Origin of the sequence: Corynebacterium jeikeium (genome assembly GCA_003955985.1) — a bacterium.
Lineage (GTDB): Bacteria > Actinomycetota > Actinomycetes > Mycobacteriales > Mycobacteriaceae > Corynebacterium > Corynebacterium jeikeium_D.
Genome location: CP033784.1, coordinates 71,029 through 88,334, shown reverse-complemented (window position 1 = coordinate 88,334; position 17,306 = coordinate 71,029). Strand labels below are relative to the sequence as shown.

Genomic DNA, 17,306 nt, shown 5'->3' with positions numbered 1-17,306 from the left:
TAGTACAGCTCGAGGTGCGGCACTCGTCGTTAAGCTGGGAGCATGCTTGAGGATGTCATCATCGTCGGTGGCGGCCAAGCTGCCCTCGCTACCGCCTATTACTTGCACAAACGCGGCATTGATCCGCTCATTCTGGACAATCAGCCCGCTCCCGGCGGCTCCTGGCGCAATGTCTGGCCCTCACTGACGCTCTTTTCCACCCCGGACTTTTCCAACCTTCCGGGCATCCAGATGCCCGATTATGACGGTTTCCCGCCCGCTTCCCACGTGATTGACTACCTCAGCTCCTACGAAAAGCGCTACGAACTGCGCGTCCAGCGCCCGGTCACCGTCACGCACGTCTCCCATGACGGCACCTTCCAGCTCACCAGCGATGCCGGCGACTTCGAATCCCGACAGCTCATCGCCGCCACCGGCAACCGGCCCTTCGTCCCGCACTACCCCGGCACGACCGCCGCAAAACAGTGGCATTCGGCCAACTACCCAGGTCCCGAGCCATTCGAAAGCTCCCGCGTTGCCGTTGTCGGCGCGGCGAACTCCGGCGCACAAATTGCCTCTGAACTGGTACTTTCCAACATCGACACCACCTGGTTCACCCGCCACGAACCACGCTGGATGCCCAACGACGTCGACGGCCGCGTCCTGTTCAAACGCTACCGCCAGGGCGCCACCGACAGCATCGGCGACATCGTCGTCCTACCGCCCGTCCGCAAAGCCCGCGACTCCGGCGCACTCACCTGGACGCCCATGTTCTCCTCGCTTGACGACGTCCACGCGGACCACCTCATCTGGTGCACCGGTTTCCGCCCAGCGCTCGGCCCTTTCCGCAGCATCGACTCTGACCTCATCGAGTTCGTCGGCTACGGCGACTGGGTTGGCCCCGGTGCCGCCACGATTATGGGCGTTGGCCCCTTCGCTAAGCGCGCGGCCGAGCGGGTGGCTGCCCGTCTGTCAGCATGACCTGCATCAACAGCATGTCCAACCATCGCCCGTTCTTCGTCCCCACCTGCGGCAGTAGCCCAACACGCTGAAAGCCATACTTTTTGTGCAGCGCAATCGACCCCTCGTTACTGCCTTCTATCGCCGCAGCCAAGACGTGCTTTCCCGCCTCGCGAGCAGCATCGATGGTCGCGCTTAACAGTGCGCCTCCAATTCCCCTGCCTTGAAAGTTCGGATGCACGTAGATGGAGTTTTCCACCGTGTACTGAAACCCGTCGAAGTCACGGAAATCGCTAAAGGTGGCATATCCAGCGACTTCGTCGTCAAGCGTGGCGACGAAAACCGGGTAGCCCTTGTCCCAGTGCGCCTCCAGCCATGCGATGCGATTCTCCGCGCTGACGGTGTCATCGTTCCAGATGGCGACGGTGTTGATCACGGCCTCGTTGTAGATCTCCGCGATTGCTGCGGCGTCCTCCCGCGTTGCCTGTCGGATGATCATGGTTTTACTCCCCGCTGTCTGCGCTGTTTCTGTGCTGTTTTCTACAGCTCCGCTTTTATGAAAGCGAGATTACCAAGCTTTCGTTTTCGAACGGGTGTTTTATTTGTATTTTGGTACGCCACCCCGCGAACAACCCACAAACACCCAGGTAAAATGTGCTTTTATAGTCGGCTAACCATCTTCGAAAACTCCTCAAAATTCTCTTTCATTTCTCTTTACAAGTCAGAAAAGCGTCTGTAAGATAGCAAGTAAGTTCGAAAGAAAACCGACAACCATTGGAGCACCAGGGGGATCCAATGAAGTCCGAACAAGTACCCGAACCATATTGGGCTCATGAAAATCCTGAAGATGAGCTCTCAGCACTCGCGCGGGCTACCAACCGCGCTCAACTTGAGTTAATTGAAGCCTGCTGCCCTGCAGGTGATGATGACGTTGAAAACCATGCCGCTCGCATCAGCGTTCGGTTGGGAATCACTCGCAGTGAGGCACTACGTATCTGTGACATTGGCCTGTTGCTGGAGAAAATGCCACAGTTGGCGGAATATGCCCGGGAAAGCTGCGCACTGTCCATGCGGCAACTCGGCATCATTGCACATGGCGTGGTCGGCATCGAGCCTGATCAAATACCCGATGCAGAGAAGAAGATTCTGGCATTGGTTACGCCACGGAAGCGTCGTCAAGCAATGATTGGTCCTCGCACTCTCACCACCAAAATTGGTGATATTGCTGCGGACTTGGATGACCGTGCTCGCGCCGACGGCACAATTCCCACCATCACCGACACGGAATCGGTGACTCTCGTGGAACGTCCCGACAGCTACTCCCAAATCATTCTCACCCTGCGGCCGGACCGCGCCTATTTTGCCATGTGCGCAATTGAAACGGTCTTCCGCGCGAATGAGGAAATGACGCAGGCGGATGCATTTGTGGAACTCATCCACCAGCGCACCAATGCGGAAGTTGTGCTCAATGTTTTCCGCGAGCCCCACAGTGATGATGCCTGGCTGGACGGTGCCGGCTGGCTAGGCGCGCTGGTCACGGAGGAGTGGATGCAAAAAGTGACGCATGTCCGCCTCTCAGCAGACAGCGCCACCAATGGTTACCGTCCAACTCCAGCGCAGGTCGCCCGCGTCCACGGTCGCGATGGAACATGTCGCTTCCCCGGCTGCGAAGTCCCAGCGTACAAGTGCGATATTGACCATATCGCGCCGTACAACCAGGAAGACCCCGAAGCCGGTGGCCCCACCGACACACAGAATCTGCACTGCCTATGCAGGAAGCACCACAACCTGAAAACCCACAAGCTCTGGGATATCACCGCTTATGAGGACGGCTCAGAGGTGTGGTCCTCTGCCGACGGTATTACCGCGGCGACCGTCCCGGCCGGACCATTAGCCGGGTTCGGGCGACAGACATTTGACAAACGCGCTACCCAGAAGACGAAAGCACGCCATGACCACTACATGAAGTGGTGGCTGTCATTCGCGGCTGTGCCAGATCTGGTCTTTGATGATGGGGAGGATTAACCCAGCGGACCACCGCAGTTCGGCCATGCGCCAGCACCCTGGGAGGCAAGCACGCGCTCGCCAATCTCAATCTGCTGCTCCTTAGTGGCCTGGTCAGCCGTCGGTGCGTACTGGTCACCGCCGTGGCCGCTCCAGGTCTGCTGCGAGAACTGCAGTCCGCCGTAGTAGCCGTTACCGGTATTGGTCTGCCAATTTCCGCCGGACTCACAAGCCGCAACCTGATCCCAGGCGCTAACTGATGCAGCGTTAGCGGCCGCGGTCGGGGCAGCAATCATGCCTGCTGCCACAGCGGCGGATGCGATGAACTTACCGGAAAAACGCATAAAAAGAGAACACTCCTAAAGGGTTGACTTTTCTCTTGGGCGACCAACCTACGCGCACCCTCCCCCGTCCTGTCAACCCGTATCCTGGAAAGCATGTCCGTGGCAGATGTCGTCCGCAAGACCGAGAGAAGGATCAACGCGCTGGCCGCCAAGCGTTCCAAAAACGCTGGTTGGGAACCGGAAATTATCGGTTTCACCGGGTACGGAAATGCAGAGCGCGTGCGCGTATTCGGCCGTGTCCTCCTGAAGGATCCGGCCAAAAAACGAGACGAAGAACGAAACAAAAAACGCGGTTTTTGGCAGTTCTTTACCGTCGAACTCGCGGACTTTCCTGTCACCATCACTGCTGGCAATCGCACGGTGGAAACCACCACGGATAGCAACGGCTATATCGAGGTACTAATCAGGAATCACGGCCTCGAACCCGGCTGGCACGAAATTACCATCAACGACACTCCTGCAGAGGTCCTCATCCTCTCCCCGGAGACCAAATATGGCATCGTCTCCGATATTGATGACACCGTGTTGGTCACCATGCTGCCGCGCGCCCTCATCGCCGCCTACAACTCCTGGGTCAAGGAGACAGATGAGCGCAAGGCCGTCGCTGGCTTCGGCGAGTTCTATGCGCAACTTCGCCGTCGTTACGCGAGCAAAACGGACGAGGACACGGACGTCCCCGTCATCTACCTTTCCACCGGAGCGTGGAACACCTTCAGCACACTAAAAAGATTCCTACACCGCAACAACCTGCCGAAGGGCCCACTGCTGCTCACCGACTGGGGGCCAACGCCCACCGGCCTGTTCCGCTCGGGCAAGGAACACAAGAAGGTGCGACTTCGCGACCTGTTTATTGACTTCCCCGAAATCAACTGGATCCTCGTCGGCGATGATGGCCAGTACGACCCGCTCATCTACGGCACGGCCGCGGCGGAGCATCCGGACAAGGTCGCGGCCATCGCAATCCGCAACCTCACTCCCAGCGAGCACGTGCTCTCTCACGGCACGGCAGTGCCAATTGAAAAGCTGGAGAACAAGGAGGTCCCGTTCATCGAGGGCGCAGACGGCTTTGAACTGCTCAAACAGATCGACCAACTGCCGCAACCATGATCTACCTCCGCCATGCCCGTATTCACGATGATGCCGAGCTCCCGGCGTACGTCGTAAAGCTCGCCCTGCCCTTCCCCATGGCCTTCACCACGCCGATTACCATTCTGACCGGCGAAAACGGCAAGGGAAAGTCGACGGTGCTGGAGGCGTTGGCGTCGGCGATGGGTGTCGATACGGACGGCGGCTCGCGGTACAAGACGCAAGAGCGCACCTCCCCGGTCCCACTGGCGCTGACCAGGCGCAATCCCCCGGACACGTTCTTCTTTCGCGGCGACGCGCACCTGAACCTCGCGCGCTATTACGAGTCGCTTGGGCAGCTACCAGGTGGCAGAGAAATGGCAGACCTCACCCAGATGAGCCACGGCCAATCCATCATGACGCTGGCCGAACGCCGCTTCAGTCCCGAATCACTGATTTTCCTTGACGAACCCGAAGCCGGCCTGTCGGTACTGCGCCAGCTGGAACTCCTCGGCCGCCTCGGCGCGCTCGCGGAAGCCGGCGCACAAATCATCATGGCGACGCATTCCCCCATCCTGCTCGCCGCACCGGAAGCAACAATCATTTCGCTTGACGACGCCGACACCACCCACTTCGAAGACACCCTCGCGGTACGGGCGACCAGGGATTTCCTAGCCGATCCGGTCGGCATCGCGGACTACATGGTGGAGCGTTTTACTTCGGATTCTTAAGCCCCAGCGCCGCCACGACACCCAGGGCCGACAGTGCCACCGGCAACCACATCGCGTCACTCATGGCGGTGGTGAAGTCGCCACGGTTGCTGCTGAGAGCTGCGGCCATGACGGTAGCAATCAGCGCGCTGCCCAGCACACTGCCAATCTGGCGGATGGTGTTGTACACACCGGAGGCGGCACCGGCGAGGGACGGGTCGATGTTGCGGGTGGCAGCCGTCGACAGCGTGCCCCAAATAAACGCGTTTGCCACACCGAATGCGGCGCCCGGCAGCAGCAGCCACAGCACGGAGAGGTCCTCGTGGATGAGGTAGTGGAACCCGAGCATGCCCACCAGCGAGGACCCAAAACCAATCAGCGCGAACTCGCGGAACTTCAGCCGGTCCAGCATTCGCCCAGTCCACGGTGCCATGACACCAGAGATGAGCGCCTGCGGCACGAGCAGCAGTGAGGCCTGGATGGTCGATAGGTCGCGAGCATTCTGGGCGAAGAGGATAATCGGGAAACCGACCGCGACCACCAGCGCCCCCGTCACAGCAATCGCCAGCGAGGAGATGGTGAAGTTGCGATCCTTAAAAAGGGACAGTGGCATCAACGGTTCGGCCGTGGTCTTGGCCTCCCACGCGGTGAATAGTCCAAGAACCACCACGCCACCGGCAATCAGTGCCCAGATCCAACCGGACCAGTCGGCACTCTCCCCCTCCTGAATGCCGAAGACCAGCAGGAACATACCAATCGCGCTGAGTACAACACCGAGATAATCAATCTTGTTGCGGTGCGTCTCAAAGGTCGGCAGATAGCGGAACGCAAAAACGAGCCCGATCAGCCCAATCGGCACATTAATGAGGAAAATCCAGCGCCAACTCAGCAGCTCAATCAACACGCCACCGGCCAGCGGCCCCGTCAGCGAGGCAATTCCGGCCGCCGCACCCCACAGGCCCATCGCCGCACCGCGATGCGCCGGCGGAAACATCTGCGTAATCAGCGCCATCGTCTGCGGCGTCAGCAGCGCGGCCCCCAGTCCCTGCACCACGCGGGCAATGATCAGCATGCTTAACGACGGCGCCAACCCACACGCCAGCGACGCCAACACGAAGATAACCAGGCCCGCTACATAGGTGTGCTTGACTCCCCAGAGGTCACCGAGCCTGCCAGTAATGAGCAACGGCACGGCATAGGCCAGCAGATAACCACTGGTCACCCACATGACCTGGTTGAGCTCACCGCCCAGTTCATGCTGGATGGTGTTGATACCAACGGTGACAATGGTGGCGTCGACCAGAATCATGAAGAAGCCGAGCAATACGGTCCACAGCGCTGGCCACGCCTTTTTGGGATCAAACTGAGTATTCAAATCTGTAGCCACTCGGAGTCATGTTAGTTGATGGCGCGGTTAGTTAGTTGATGGCACAGTAAAATCCCGACCATGGCTGTTCAGCATATGACCGACGAAACCATCGCCGAGTTCTTCGCCGACCACCTCTCGCGCGTAGATGCTGACACGCAGCGCGCGGTGGCTCTCGAGGTGTTGGAATGGGTTCATGAAAAGTACCCGGAACTCGGCGTTCGCATTGCCTGGAATCAGCCGATGTTCACGCTCGATGGCACTTTTATCATCGGTTTTTCCTACGCCAAGAAACACATGTCCATCGCCCCAGAGCGCGACGGCATTGTGAAGTTCTCCGACGAGTTCGATGACCGCGGCCTCTCCTATGGCAAAATGATGGTCCGTTTCCCCTGGCCAAAAGATGGCAAAGCCGAGTCCATGCCGCTGGACCTGCTGGCCAAGATGATTGAGTTCAACATCGAGGACAAGCGCGGGATGACCAAGTTTTGGCGGTAGGAAGGTCTCCGTCGAATTTAGTGGCTAGCCCGAAACCACGCTGTCCAGAATCATCGCAGCATCAACAAATCTCTCGGGATGGGGACCCGCGAAGTTCAGGCGTAAATACGGGCCGATTTCCTCGGAGGGAAACCAGTCCCGTCCTGGCGCAACTATCAGTCCCCGTCCTTCGCAACGTTCGGCAACCTCTTGGGGGTCTGTGCCATCGGGAAGCCTGCACCACAAGTTGAGTCCTCCTTGAGGCACGTGTGGAGTTTCCACCGACGGCGCATATCTGGATAAAGCTTCAAGCAAATCATTTCGTCGCTGTCGCAGTGCGACCTGCATATTTTTGAGGTGCGTCGCGTACGCACTTTGCTTGACGACGTCCAGCGCCACGGCCTGCAAAATTCCACTGGTGTACAACGCTTCGGCTGAAACTTCTGCGAGTATCCGCTGAAGAACCGGCCCCTTGGCAATTACTGCCCCTACCCGAACTGCAGGCGAAATCACCTTTGTCAGCGATCGCAGATAGATGACATGCCCTTCGGCATCATCCGCCGCTATCGGAACATCAGGTGCGTCGAATGCGAAATCATGTGCCCAATCGTCCTCAATGAGGAAAGCGTTGAACGCTCTTATGATTTCAATAATTGTTTTACGACGAGCTGTCGACCACCGTTTCCCATGAGGGTTACCGAACGTGGGTTGACCATAAAAAGCTCGTGCAGAACTCGTTCGTAGCAGCCTCTCCAAACTCTCGGGGATTGGCCCCTCATCATCACTTTCCACTGGTAGTAGAGAAATCCCAGCCTGCCGAGCAGCCAGGATTGCACCCCAATATGAAGGCGACTCAATGATGAGTTCCTTCGGTGAAATGGCACGAAAAATGGCACCGAGCCCGCTCTGTGTGCCCGGAACAATAACCACATCGCGCTCATTTGCCCGTACCAGTTGCGAAGCAAACCACTGCCGCAGTTCTGCCATCCCCCGCACCGGTGCTCGTCGATAGGCATCGTACGATTTACTGACTCTGGTAAGCGCTCTTCGTACCAAGTTCGTTGGCAGCAGAGATTCATCCGGATAACCGGAATGCAGACTGATTGCCTCATCAGTGGAAGCTCTCTGGGTGGCGGCCAGAACCCTTCCGGTATTGGGCTGAGGTCCCAGCGCTCCGACTTGCCAGCTAAAGTCCGCCCGTGGGAGTTGTTGGCGATGCCTGACGAATACCCCCACGCCGACTCGCACTTCTACCAGTCCGCGGGTAGCCAGTTCGTGGATAGCGTTTCGCACTGTCACCGGGCTAACCGAATACGACCGTGTGATTTCACGGCTGGATGGCAGCTTTTCTCCGGCTTTGTGTTGCGCAATCCACGTTTCCAGCTCGCCGACCAACATAGACGTGCTACTGTTAACCATGAATATACATAGTAGCGCTATCGTATCGAAGCGCGCAGTGCTATCCTGCCCAATCCATTTTTCGCATCACCTCGACAATGTTCTCTATGACCTGCGCGGACCAATTCAGGACAAGGCCGACGAGCTACAGCGCCAGGGCGTAAAGGTCATTCCCCTCAATGTCGGAAATCCTGCCCCATTCGGCTTCCGGCCATCTGCAGAGGTACTTTCCGCTATGCACCGTGGCCTCGAGGAAACTTCTGGATACTCAAATTCCCTCGGCCTGAGCGACACCCGTCAGACTGTCGTGGACTACTACTCGCAGAATGAGGACTTCCCCGCCCTCGATAGCAATCACGTTCTTGTCGGAAATGGTGTCTCGGAGCTGGTAAACCTATGTCTACAAGCTCTCATCAACGACGGTGATGAGATCCTCATCCCCTCACCCGACTATCCACTCTGGACCGCATCCACCACCCTCGCCGGCGGAGTCCCCGTGCACTATTCCTGCCTAGAAGAAAATAATTGGCAGCCAGACGTCGATGCCATACGCGAGTCCATCACAGCCAAAACTCGGGCGATTGTCATCATCAATCCAAACAATCCCACAGGCGCCATCTACTCACCGGAGACTCTCTCCCAGATTGCCCAGCTCGCACGTGAGCACAATCTAGTGCTGCTTTCCGACGAAATCTACGACCGCATTGTGTACCCTGGAGCCTCGTTCACTCCAACAGCTTGCCTAGCGCAGGATGTCCCCTGCTTAACGTTCTCCGGCCTTTCCAAGACGCATCGCTTGGCCGGATTGAGAGCTGGATGGGTGACTGCAACTGGATTTCGCGAACAGGACACCCTGTTTAAAGGAATTCGACTACTGGCCTCAATGCGGATGTGCGCCTCAATTCCAGCCCAGCACGCGATTGCTGCCGTGCTGGGCAAAGAACACAGCATCGACAATTTAGTACGACCCGGTGGCCGCCTCTTCGAACAAAAAGTTGCTGCCACTACAGCACTCAGCAAGATTCCCGGAATCTCGTTCATCGAGCCGCAAGGGGCGCTGTACATTTTCATTCGACTAGACGGCAATATTTACGAAATTGATAAGGATGAGGACTTCGTTCTCTCGTTTCTGGAAGCAGAACACATTCACATCGTCCAAGGCAGCGCTTTCAATGTGAAAGGCGGGACATATGTCCGGATTACTTTTCTTCCTGAGGTCGAGACAATTGAACATTTCGCCGCTCGCTTCGCAGCTCACCTGGAGAAGTACGCTAAGCGCTAGCCCCTACCTACATCGCTAAATCCGCCAGGGCATCCTCATCAATAAAGGCCGTCCATCTTCGACCCGCGCAGGTATTGAAAAGTTCTCCGACGAGTTCGATGACCGCGGCCTCTCCTACGGAAAAATGATGGTCCGCTTCCCCTGGCCAAAGGATGGCAAGGCCGAGTCCATGCCGCTGGACCTGCTGGCCAAAATGATTGAGTTCAACATCGAGGACAAGCGCGGGATGACCAAGTTCTGGCGGTAGGTCGGGGTTGATTACCAGCCCTGGAAGCTGCCAAGCACTTAATGAGCATTCCTTTCCTCAGCGAGATCACGCAGGAATGTGTCTTTGTCGTCGCAGTAAATCTCAATCGAGGAAACCATCATTGGTCCCTTGTAAAGATCTTCTGCCACGACCTGCGAATCGACTTCTAACTTGACGTTCACTTCACTCAAAACAGGCACCCTGAGATTGCCGTGCTCGTCAATTGCTACGTCCCCTCCTTCACCTGCCGTTACGGAGCTCGCATGACGTAAGTGTGACCACGGAATTTCGCAAATAAGCCTTCGCCCATTTCGCAGTACGAGTCCTTGCGGTGTCATTAGATGTGGATGATCCCGAACAGTTACGTAAAATCCAGATAAAAGAACTACGGCATAAACACTAATTACCAGCAATAAATATCGCCAAAACGCATTAGAAATAGCAAAATGCACTATGCTTATTTCTGCAACGCTCAGCGCCAGTATCATAAAAACAACAGTTCGAAGGTTTCTATATGCTGTGAAGGATCTGACTTCACTGTCGACATTTCTCTGAGGCTTAAAAAAGGTGAAAGCAGCTAGCAGCGAACCAACTTCCGAAACGAGTAACGCTAGTATTTTTCGAGGTACGCCAAATTTCTTTGACGTCTCGGACAGCGAAGAAGCCCATGACCTGCCATTTCTGAGATAGTCTTGCCACATACCTCCAAACAGTAAGAGAAAAGCCGCAACCACCACGGCAAGTGGTAACAGGAATACCCAACCCGGCAAACCAGATACCACATTCATAAGAAGGAAAAGAACTCCTTCAAAAATAATTGCGGCACCCAGCATTGCTCTAAATACAATTTTCATGTTTGCCTTCCGACTATGAATTGGCAGGTTTTCCTCGGAAGAAGATTACTCACCAAACGGGCTCTCTCTTAATACTTCTTACACATTCTTGAGTTGCCTTTTCACGATATGAACAGGTACCAAATGGTCGTTAAAATATGGTCGTAAGCCAAGCTCATGACTGAACACCGCTATATCAATGCCCCAGATGGGGGCCGACTGCCCTCATGCACATCTCAAAACTATTCAAGTTTTCTTCTACTTTCAATACAAAATGAGTTGTGAGATTTCTACATTTCTTCTCGTGAGCCGTTGCAATGCTAGCTGGCCGACGCATCCGACGACTTATGGCCACGCTATTCACCTATCGATGCGCTACAGCGTGTCCACAAGTGAATAGCGCATCGACAAGTGAAAGAGCCTGGCCCACAGCGTGCGCATAAGTGCCGAAAAAGCATCGATAAGTCGAGAATACATCGATAAGTCCCCGAAACCTGGCCATAAGTGCCGGACAGGGTTAAAGGGGGGGGGTAAAGGACAAGCCAACAATCTCAGCTCAGCATCTGCCTCTGCTTCAACCCAAACCCCACTCCAACCGCCACCGCAAACAAAAAAATCCTCGGAAGCTTTTACACTTCCGAGGATCTTCGCTGTGGGCGAAGGGGGACTTGAACCCCCACGTCCGTAAAGGACACTGGCACCTGAAGCCAGCGCGTCTGCCATTCCGCCACTCGCCCGTGGGAACGAATAGAACTATAACACCCCGCGCTAATACACCACCAAATCCCCAGGCCAGCGCGCGTTTTCCACCACTTTTCAGCACTTAGCAATAGCAACTTCCTCCACAACCGTCGTCACTATTTGATAAACCTCAGTAGTTCCTAGCCCTTAACTGAAGGTGTAGGGCTCTATACTGTTGCTTAAGTATCGATAATTTTTGTGCACATTTTTTTTCACGTAACCCGCCGCGGTTTGGCGGGAGAAGGCGAATTTCTTTAGTCAGATGGATTTCCTAGGACGCATCCGCAAGCTCGATAGCTCGCTTCAGCGCGGGCTCGATAACAGCTTTGCGCGCGTGTTCGGCGGCAAGGTTGTCCCGAATGAGTTAGAAGAATGCCTGAAGCAGGAAATTGAAGACTTCCTGATGCAGGACGCCAACGGTCAGTACTTGGCACCCAATGATTTCCGCATTGGCATCAGCGCTGCCGACTACAAGAACCTTTCTGCGTCCGAGCCCAACCTGCCGAATCAGTTGGCTGACCGCATGACACGCTACTGCCGTAACAACGGCTGGGGCTTCACCGGTTCCATTAGCGTCCACCTGCAGGCAGTGGAGTCTCTCCACACCGGCCAGTTGAAGACGGCCAGCACTTTCACCGAGGACACCGTGGGCACCTCGGAGTTCGCCCCATTCGAGGACAGTGCCGATGATGCCAACACTGACGCAGCCCCGTCGCAAAGCGATGATGAACCCCAAGCTGCAGAGACCTCTGCCGCCTACCACCCGCAGCCTGAAGCTGAGCAGTTCCCCACCGCTTCCCGCCCCATCCCCGCGGTCGACCCAGAGGCTGCAACTGAGCTGAGCAGCGCGACCGTGGGCGAAGACCAGTCCCAGGAAAAGACCGTCACCCTGCTGTTGCAGGACGGCTCCTCGCGCGTATTTGAGGTGCGCCATGGTTCGAACATCATCGGCCGCGGCACCGCTTCCGACTTCCGTCTCCCGGATACTGGTGTTTCCCGCCAGCATGCCGAGATCACGTGGGACGGCCAGGACGCTGTGCTCGTCGATTTGCATTCGACCAACGGCACCATTGTCAATGGCGAACCCATTGAGAACTGGCTGCTGGCTGACGGCGACGAAATCTCGCTGGGGCATTCTGTTCTCGAAGTTCAGATCCGCTAGTTAAATCCGCTGATTCAGATCCGCTAAGTAGTGAGGTTCACCAGGTTCACATGCCACTGCCCTAGGTTTGCCGACACATTCCTGGAATAATTACGTCCGTGTGTTCGGTTTGCGGACCCACCAGCTCTACATAAGGAGGTTCCTCGGACGTGGAAGCTATCGTTTTTCTGCTTTCGCGCATCGGCGTGCTGGTCGTCCTGTGGTTTTTCATTTGGATGACGCTTCGCACCCTGCGTACAGAAACAACAGGCTCGGCTCCGCTGCGCCCACTTCGGCAGGCCAGCAGTGCTCCGGCCAAGCGTTTCCAGCGCTCGCAGACTCCACATCAGCTCCTTGTCACCTCCGGGCCGCTGGCGGGTTCGCGCATGAACCTAAACAACCAACGCGACATCACTATTGGCCGTTCAGAGTCGAATGCCTTCGTCCTCAACGATGACTTCGCCTCGGGCCAGCACGCTCGCGTCATCAACCGCGACGGCATCTGGTACCTGGAAGACCTGGACTCCCGCAATGGCACATTCCTCAATGGCCAGCGCGTGGAACAGCCGGAACGCCTGGCTTCGGGTATGGAATTTCGTATTGGCCGTACAACTTTGAGGTTGCAACCATGAGTCTTGCTCTGAATTACACGGCCCGCTCTGACCGCGGCCTCATCCGACAGAACAACGAGGACTCCGCCTATGCGGGTTCGCGTCTGCTCGCGCTTGCCGACGGCATGGGTGGCCACGCCGCCGGAGAAATCGCATCTCAGCTGATGATTGCGGCCGTCTCTCGGCTGGACAATGATCAGCCCGGCCCCGATTTGCTCGAGTCCCTGCGCAGCGCCTGCATGGAGGGCAATAACTCCATCGCGGATGAAATTGAGCAGAACCCCTCTACGCAAGGCATGGGCACTACGCTGACTGCTCTGCTTTTCGACGGTACCCGCCTGGGCATGTGCCATGTCGGTGACTCGCGTGGCTATCTGCTGCGCGACGGGGAGCTCATCCGCATTACCCGGGATGACACCTATGTGCAGTCCCTGGTGGATGAGGGCAATCTCACCGAAGAAGAAGCGGCAATTCACCCTCAGCGCTCACTGATTTTGAAGGCTCTCACCGGTCGCCCGGTGGAGCCTACTTTGTCTTATCGCGATGTTCACGAGGGCGATCGCTACCTGCTGTGCTCGGATGGTCTATCCGATCCAGTGTCCGCGGACACCATCAAAGACGTGCTCTCGGAGGGCACTCCGGACGAGGCCGCTACCAAGCTCATTGACTACGCGTTGAAGTCCGGTGGTCCGGATAACATCACCGTGGTGGTTGCCGATGTTGTCGATTCGTCGGCACGCACGCCTTACGAGCCCGCCCTGGCCGGTGCCCTGCAGAGTGCGGAGGAGGAACTCCCCCGCCCCAATACGTCAGCGGGACGCGCGGCGGCACTCCGCCCGCGGAAGTCGCAGGAAATTGCAGTGACTTCGGCGCCGGAGAAGAAAGCTTCCAAGGGCAAGTGGCTAGTTATTTCTGTGGTGCTGGTGCTGGTGGCCGGGTTGGTCGGCCTTGGTATTTGGGGCTGGCAGAAGAAGGAGTCGATGTACCATCTCGCGGTGGTCGACGGGCAGGTGCAGCTGATGCACGGCGTGCCCGGCAGTTTGCTGGGCTTCGATCTGCAAGAGCCACATCAGTTCATCTGTTTGACCGATGACAATAAAGTTCAGCTTCCTCCGGCTGGGACGCCGAAGGAGAAGGTCGACTGCCACATCATGACGCCGGAAGATCTCTCACCGGCGGCACGCAATTCGCTGGAAGGTCTGCCGGCTGATTCCTACGACGGTGTCAGCGACCAGATTGGCCGTTTGGCGGAGTCGGCACTGCCGGTATGTCTGTCCGTTTCCGACGATGACAAGAAGGATGAAAAGCTGGGCTCGAAGCCAGGAGTCAACTGTAGGCAGGTGCGAAAATGAGTGAAACTACCACGAAGCGACAGCTTCGGATGAAGGAAATGCTCCTGCTGCTGCTGTCGGCAGGATTGTTGCTTTTGGCACTAATTTCACTGGAACTGGCTCAGGGCAACTCTCTGACCGCAGATGTCTTTTACATCATTGGCGGATTCTTTGTGATCTTTGCAGTGGCGCATATCGCGCTGACCTTTGTGGCACCCAACGCCGATCAGGTGATGCTGCCGGTTGCGGCCACGCTCAACGCCTTGGGGCTGGTGATGATTCACCGCCTCGACCTGGCCAATGACACCTCGTTGGTGCGCAACCAGATCATGTGGACCGTACTCAGTGTCGCACTGTTTATCGGCGTGATTGTCCTGCTGCGCAACCACCACTCGCTGTCGCAGTACTCGTATCTGCTGGGTCTCGGCGGCTTGATTCTGTTGGCGCTACCGCTGGTGTGGCCGTCGTCGATTAATGCTGATGCCCGCATCTGGATTTCCATCGGCCCGTTCTCCATGCAGCCGGGTGAGTTTGCCAAGGTCATGCTGCTGATCTTCTTTGCTCAGCTGCTGGTGAATAAGCGCTCGCTGTTCAATGTGGCGGGCAAGCGTTTCCTGGGCATTGATTTCCCGCGTGTTCGCGACCTGGGTCCGATTCTGCTGATCTGGGGCATCGCTACCGTCATCATGGCTCTGCAGAATGACTTTGGCCCGGCGCTGGTGCTCTTCGGCACTGTGCTGGCAATGCTCTACGCTGCCACCGGTCGCGGTTCCTGGCTGATCATCGGCATGGTGCTGGTGACCGTCGGCGTTGTCGGTGTCTACATGGTTTCGGACAAGATTCAGGCGCGAGTCACGCATTTCCTGGATCCGTTGGGCTCCTACGACGAGGGCGGCTACCAGCTCTCCCAGGGTCTGTTCGGCATGAGCTGGGGTGGCATCGGTGGCACCGGTCTGGGCCAGGGCTACCCACAGAACATTCCGGTGGCACACTCTGACTTCATCCTCTCGGCCTTTGGTGAGGAGCTCGGTTTTACCGGCCTGAGTGCCATCATCCTGCTGTTCGCGATTCTGATTTCCCGCGGTATTTCGGCGAGCTTGGCGGTACGTGATTCCTTTGGCAAGCTGCTGGCGGCCGGTGTCGCATTCTCGATGGCCATTCAGCTGTTCGTGGTTGCAGCCGGTGTTTCCAAGCTGATGCCGCTGACCGGTCTGACTACTCCGTTCATGTCAGCCGGTGGTTCCTCACTGCTGGCCAGCTACATCATGTTGGCCATCGTGTTGCGCGTCTCTGACGAGGCCAACCGCCCCTGGGGTATTCCAAGCAACCCTTCGGGCCTCAACGACAATGCCACCGCATCTCAGGAGGTGAACCAGTAGATGAATAAAACCATTCGCCAAATCTTTGTTGTCGTTCTCGGACTCTTCGTTCTTCTACTGGCGAACCTGACCTACATCCAGGGCTTCCAGCAGGATAAGTACGCCCACAATCCGCTGAATAGCCGCCAGTTCCTGGAGGAAAAGTCCAAACCTCGCGGCCAAATCACCACTGACGGCGACATTCTGGCCCACTCGGTCAAGGGCGAGAGCGGCTTCTATGACCGCAGCTACGACACCGACCCGGAGGCATATGCCGCGGTGGTCGGATACCTGTCGGACATCTACGGCTCCGCCGGTATCGAACGCTCTCAGAACGAGATCTTGAACGGCAGCGACCCTTCGCTGTTTACCTCCCGCGCCCTCGACATGGTCACGGGCAAGGAACCTTCTGGGGCCTCCACGGAGCTGACGCTGTTGCCGAACGCTCAGCGGACTGCGTACCAACAACTCGCTGAACGCGGCTACGTCGGCTCCGCCGTCGCCATTCGCCCATCGACGGGTGAAATTCTCGCGATGGCCTCCACACCGTCGTTCAACCCGAATGACATCGCTGCCGGCGACGAGAGTACCTGGCAGTCCCTCAATAACAATGAGGGCGCACCGCTGCTCAACCACGCCACTCAGCGTCCGCTGCCGCCGGGTTCCACTTTCAAGGTGTTGACCACGGTCACGGCACTGGAGCAAGGCGCTTCCCCGGACACCTCAGTCACTGGCGCACCGCAGATTACGCTGCCGGATACCACCACTACGTTGGAGAACTACGGTGGCTCGACCTGTGGTGGGGCTACTACAACTCTCCGCCAGGCTTTCGCGCAGTCCTGTAATACGGCATTCGCTGAGCTCGGTATGCAGTACGGGGCCGATGCGCTCAAGGACGTCGCTAAGCGATTCGGCATCGGTGAGACCCACGATGACGCGGGCCTGCCGATTCAGCCCTCCGCTGTCGGTGATATTCCGGATCAGTCCTCGCTGGGTCAGACCTCCATTGGTCAGCGCGACGTGTCCTTCACGCCGCTGGACAACGCCATCATCGCCGCCACGATTGCCAACGGCGGCGTGCGCATGGAACCCCAGATCATCAAATCGGTGCGCGGTGCCGACCTCTCCGAAATCAAGTCCTTTAAGCCGATTGAAGCCGGCGAGGCGATTTCGCCGGAGGTCGCGGAGACCGTAACTGAGCTGATGCGCGGCTCCGAGTCGCACTCGGGCGGTAACGGTTCGCGTATTGCCTCCAAGACCGGTACCGCGGAACACGGTGCTGTCCGCGGCGAGTACGCACCGCACGTCTGGTACATCGCCTTCGCGCCGGACTCCGATGTCGCCGTGGCTGTCGTCGTGGAAAACGGTGGCGGCCAGGGCCAGGGCGCTACCGGCGCCTCCGTTGCTGCCCCGATTGGCCGTGCACTCATTGACGCGGTCGAACAGGCGGGTCGATAAG

Annotated in this window: 16 protein-coding genes, 1 tRNA gene and 1 pseudogene; 12 read left to right on the top strand and 6 right to left on the bottom strand. The window is 57.3% G+C overall.

Annotated features, from left to right (window positions below; all coding sequences use genetic code 11):
- Positions 1 to 42: 42 nt before the first annotated feature.
- Positions 43 to 960 carry an NAD(P)/FAD-dependent oxidoreductase gene (locus EGX79_00390; protein AYX80777.1) on the top strand — a complete coding sequence of 306 codons (918 nt, stop codon included), beginning with the start codon at positions 43 to 45 and terminating at the stop codon, positions 958 to 960.
- Here EGX79_00390 and EGX79_00385 read toward each other — a convergent pair.
- Positions 917 to 1,438 carry an N-acetyltransferase gene (locus EGX79_00385; protein ID AYX80776.1) on the bottom strand — a complete coding sequence of 174 codons (522 nt, stop codon included), beginning with the start codon at positions 1,436 to 1,438 and terminating at the stop codon, positions 917 to 919. The genes EGX79_00390 and EGX79_00385 overlap by 44 nt on opposite strands.
- Before the next feature lie 296 nt (positions 1,439 to 1,734).
- Here EGX79_00385 and EGX79_00380 point away from each other — a divergent pair, with 296 nt between their 5' ends.
- Positions 1,735 to 2,964 (top strand): HNH endonuclease, encoded by a 1,230-nt coding sequence (locus EGX79_00380; protein ID AYX80775.1) that lies wholly within the window; start codon positions 1,735 to 1,737, stop codon positions 2,962 to 2,964.
- On the opposite strand, the gene EGX79_00375 is transcribed toward EGX79_00380, so the two are convergent.
- Entirely contained in the window at positions 2,961 to 3,287 is a 327-nt protein-coding gene (locus EGX79_00375) for a resuscitation-promoting factor (GenBank protein AYX80774.1), read from the bottom strand. The genes EGX79_00380 and EGX79_00375 overlap by 4 nt on opposite strands.
- A gap of 93 nt (positions 3,288 to 3,380) precedes the next feature.
- On the opposite strand from EGX79_00375, the gene EGX79_00370 reads away from it, so the two are divergent.
- Together EGX79_00370 and EGX79_00365 are read left to right on the top strand one after the other, a co-directional pair.
- Complete coding sequence (locus EGX79_00370; protein AYX80773.1) at positions 3,381 to 4,394, top strand: DUF2183 domain-containing protein; 1,014 nt, start codon at positions 3,381 to 3,383, stop codon at positions 4,392 to 4,394.
- Positions 4,391 to 5,083 carry an ATPase gene (locus EGX79_00365; GenBank protein ID AYX80772.1) on the top strand — a complete coding sequence of 231 codons (693 nt, stop codon included), beginning with the start codon at positions 4,391 to 4,393 and terminating at the stop codon, positions 5,081 to 5,083. Before EGX79_00370 ends, EGX79_00365 begins: the two co-directional genes overlap by 4 nt.
- Here the strand turns inward: EGX79_00365 and EGX79_00360 are convergent.
- Positions 5,067 to 6,449, bottom strand: coding sequence for a DHA2 family efflux MFS transporter permease subunit (locus EGX79_00360; protein AYX80771.1), 1,383 nt, complete (start codon positions 6,447 to 6,449; stop codon positions 5,067 to 5,069). The two genes, EGX79_00365 and EGX79_00360, sit on opposite strands and share 17 nt — an antisense overlap.
- 60 nt (positions 6,450 to 6,509) lie before the next feature.
- Here EGX79_00360 and EGX79_00355 point away from each other — a divergent pair, with 60 nt between their 5' ends.
- Positions 6,510 to 6,926, top strand: a complete 417-nt coding sequence (locus tag EGX79_00355; protein ID AYX80770.1) for an iron chaperone — start codon at positions 6,510 to 6,512, stop codon at positions 6,924 to 6,926.
- A 24-nt stretch (positions 6,927 to 6,950) separates the two neighbouring features.
- Here EGX79_00355 and EGX79_00350 read toward each other — a convergent pair whose 3' ends face one another.
- Positions 6,951 to 8,324, bottom strand: coding sequence for a PLP-dependent aminotransferase family protein (locus tag EGX79_00350; protein AYX80769.1), 1,374 nt, complete (start codon positions 8,322 to 8,324; stop codon positions 6,951 to 6,953).
- Between EGX79_00350 and EGX79_00345 the strand changes: the two genes are divergently transcribed.
- On the top strand, positions 8,323 to 9,585 hold the full coding sequence (locus EGX79_00345) for an aminotransferase class I/II-fold pyridoxal phosphate-dependent enzyme (protein ID AYX80768.1): 1,263 nt from the start codon (positions 8,323 to 8,325) through the stop codon (positions 9,583 to 9,585). The two genes, EGX79_00350 and EGX79_00345, sit on opposite strands and share 2 nt — an antisense overlap.
- Positions 9,586 to 9,649: 64 nt before the next feature.
- Positions 9,650 to 9,832, top strand: a pseudogene (locus tag EGX79_00340) (iron chaperone).
- Between the two features lie 38 nt (positions 9,833 to 9,870).
- Here the strand turns inward: EGX79_00340 and EGX79_00335 are convergent.
- Entirely contained in the window at positions 9,871 to 10,686 is an 816-nt protein-coding gene (locus tag EGX79_00335) for a hypothetical protein (protein AYX80767.1), read from the bottom strand.
- 632 nt (positions 10,687 to 11,318) lie between these two features.
- A tRNA-Leu gene (locus tag EGX79_00330) sits at positions 11,319 to 11,402 on the bottom strand.
- A 266-nt stretch (positions 11,403 to 11,668) separates the two neighbouring features.
- Between EGX79_00330 and EGX79_00325 the strand changes: the two genes are divergently transcribed.
- The 5 genes from EGX79_00325 to EGX79_00305 all read left to right on the top strand — a co-directional run bounded on the left by EGX79_00325 (position 11,669) and on the right by EGX79_00305 (position 17,305).
- Positions 11,669 to 12,568, top strand: coding sequence for a DUF2662 domain-containing protein (locus EGX79_00325; GenBank protein ID AYX80766.1), 900 nt, complete (start codon positions 11,669 to 11,671; stop codon positions 12,566 to 12,568).
- A 149-nt stretch (positions 12,569 to 12,717) separates the two neighbouring features.
- Entirely contained in the window at positions 12,718 to 13,179 is a 462-nt protein-coding gene (locus EGX79_00320) for an FHA domain-containing protein (protein ID AYX80765.1), read from the top strand.
- Positions 13,176 to 14,510, top strand: coding sequence for a serine/threonine-protein phosphatase (locus tag EGX79_00315; GenBank protein AYX80764.1), 1,335 nt, complete (start codon positions 13,176 to 13,178; stop codon positions 14,508 to 14,510). Before EGX79_00320 ends, EGX79_00315 begins: the two co-directional genes overlap by 4 nt.
- The gene (locus tag EGX79_00310) at positions 14,507 to 15,868 is read left to right on the top strand and encodes an FtsW/RodA/SpoVE family cell cycle protein (GenBank protein AYX80763.1); all 1,362 of its coding nucleotides are present in this window, start codon (positions 14,507 to 14,509) and stop codon (positions 15,866 to 15,868) included. The genes EGX79_00315 and EGX79_00310 overlap by 4 nt, the downstream gene beginning before the upstream one ends.
- A complete protein-coding gene (locus EGX79_00305; GenBank protein ID AYX80762.1) occupies positions 15,869 to 17,305 on the top strand; it encodes a penicillin-binding protein 2 in 1,437 nt (478 codons plus the stop codon).
- The last annotated feature ends 1 nt before the right edge of the window (position 17,306 follow it).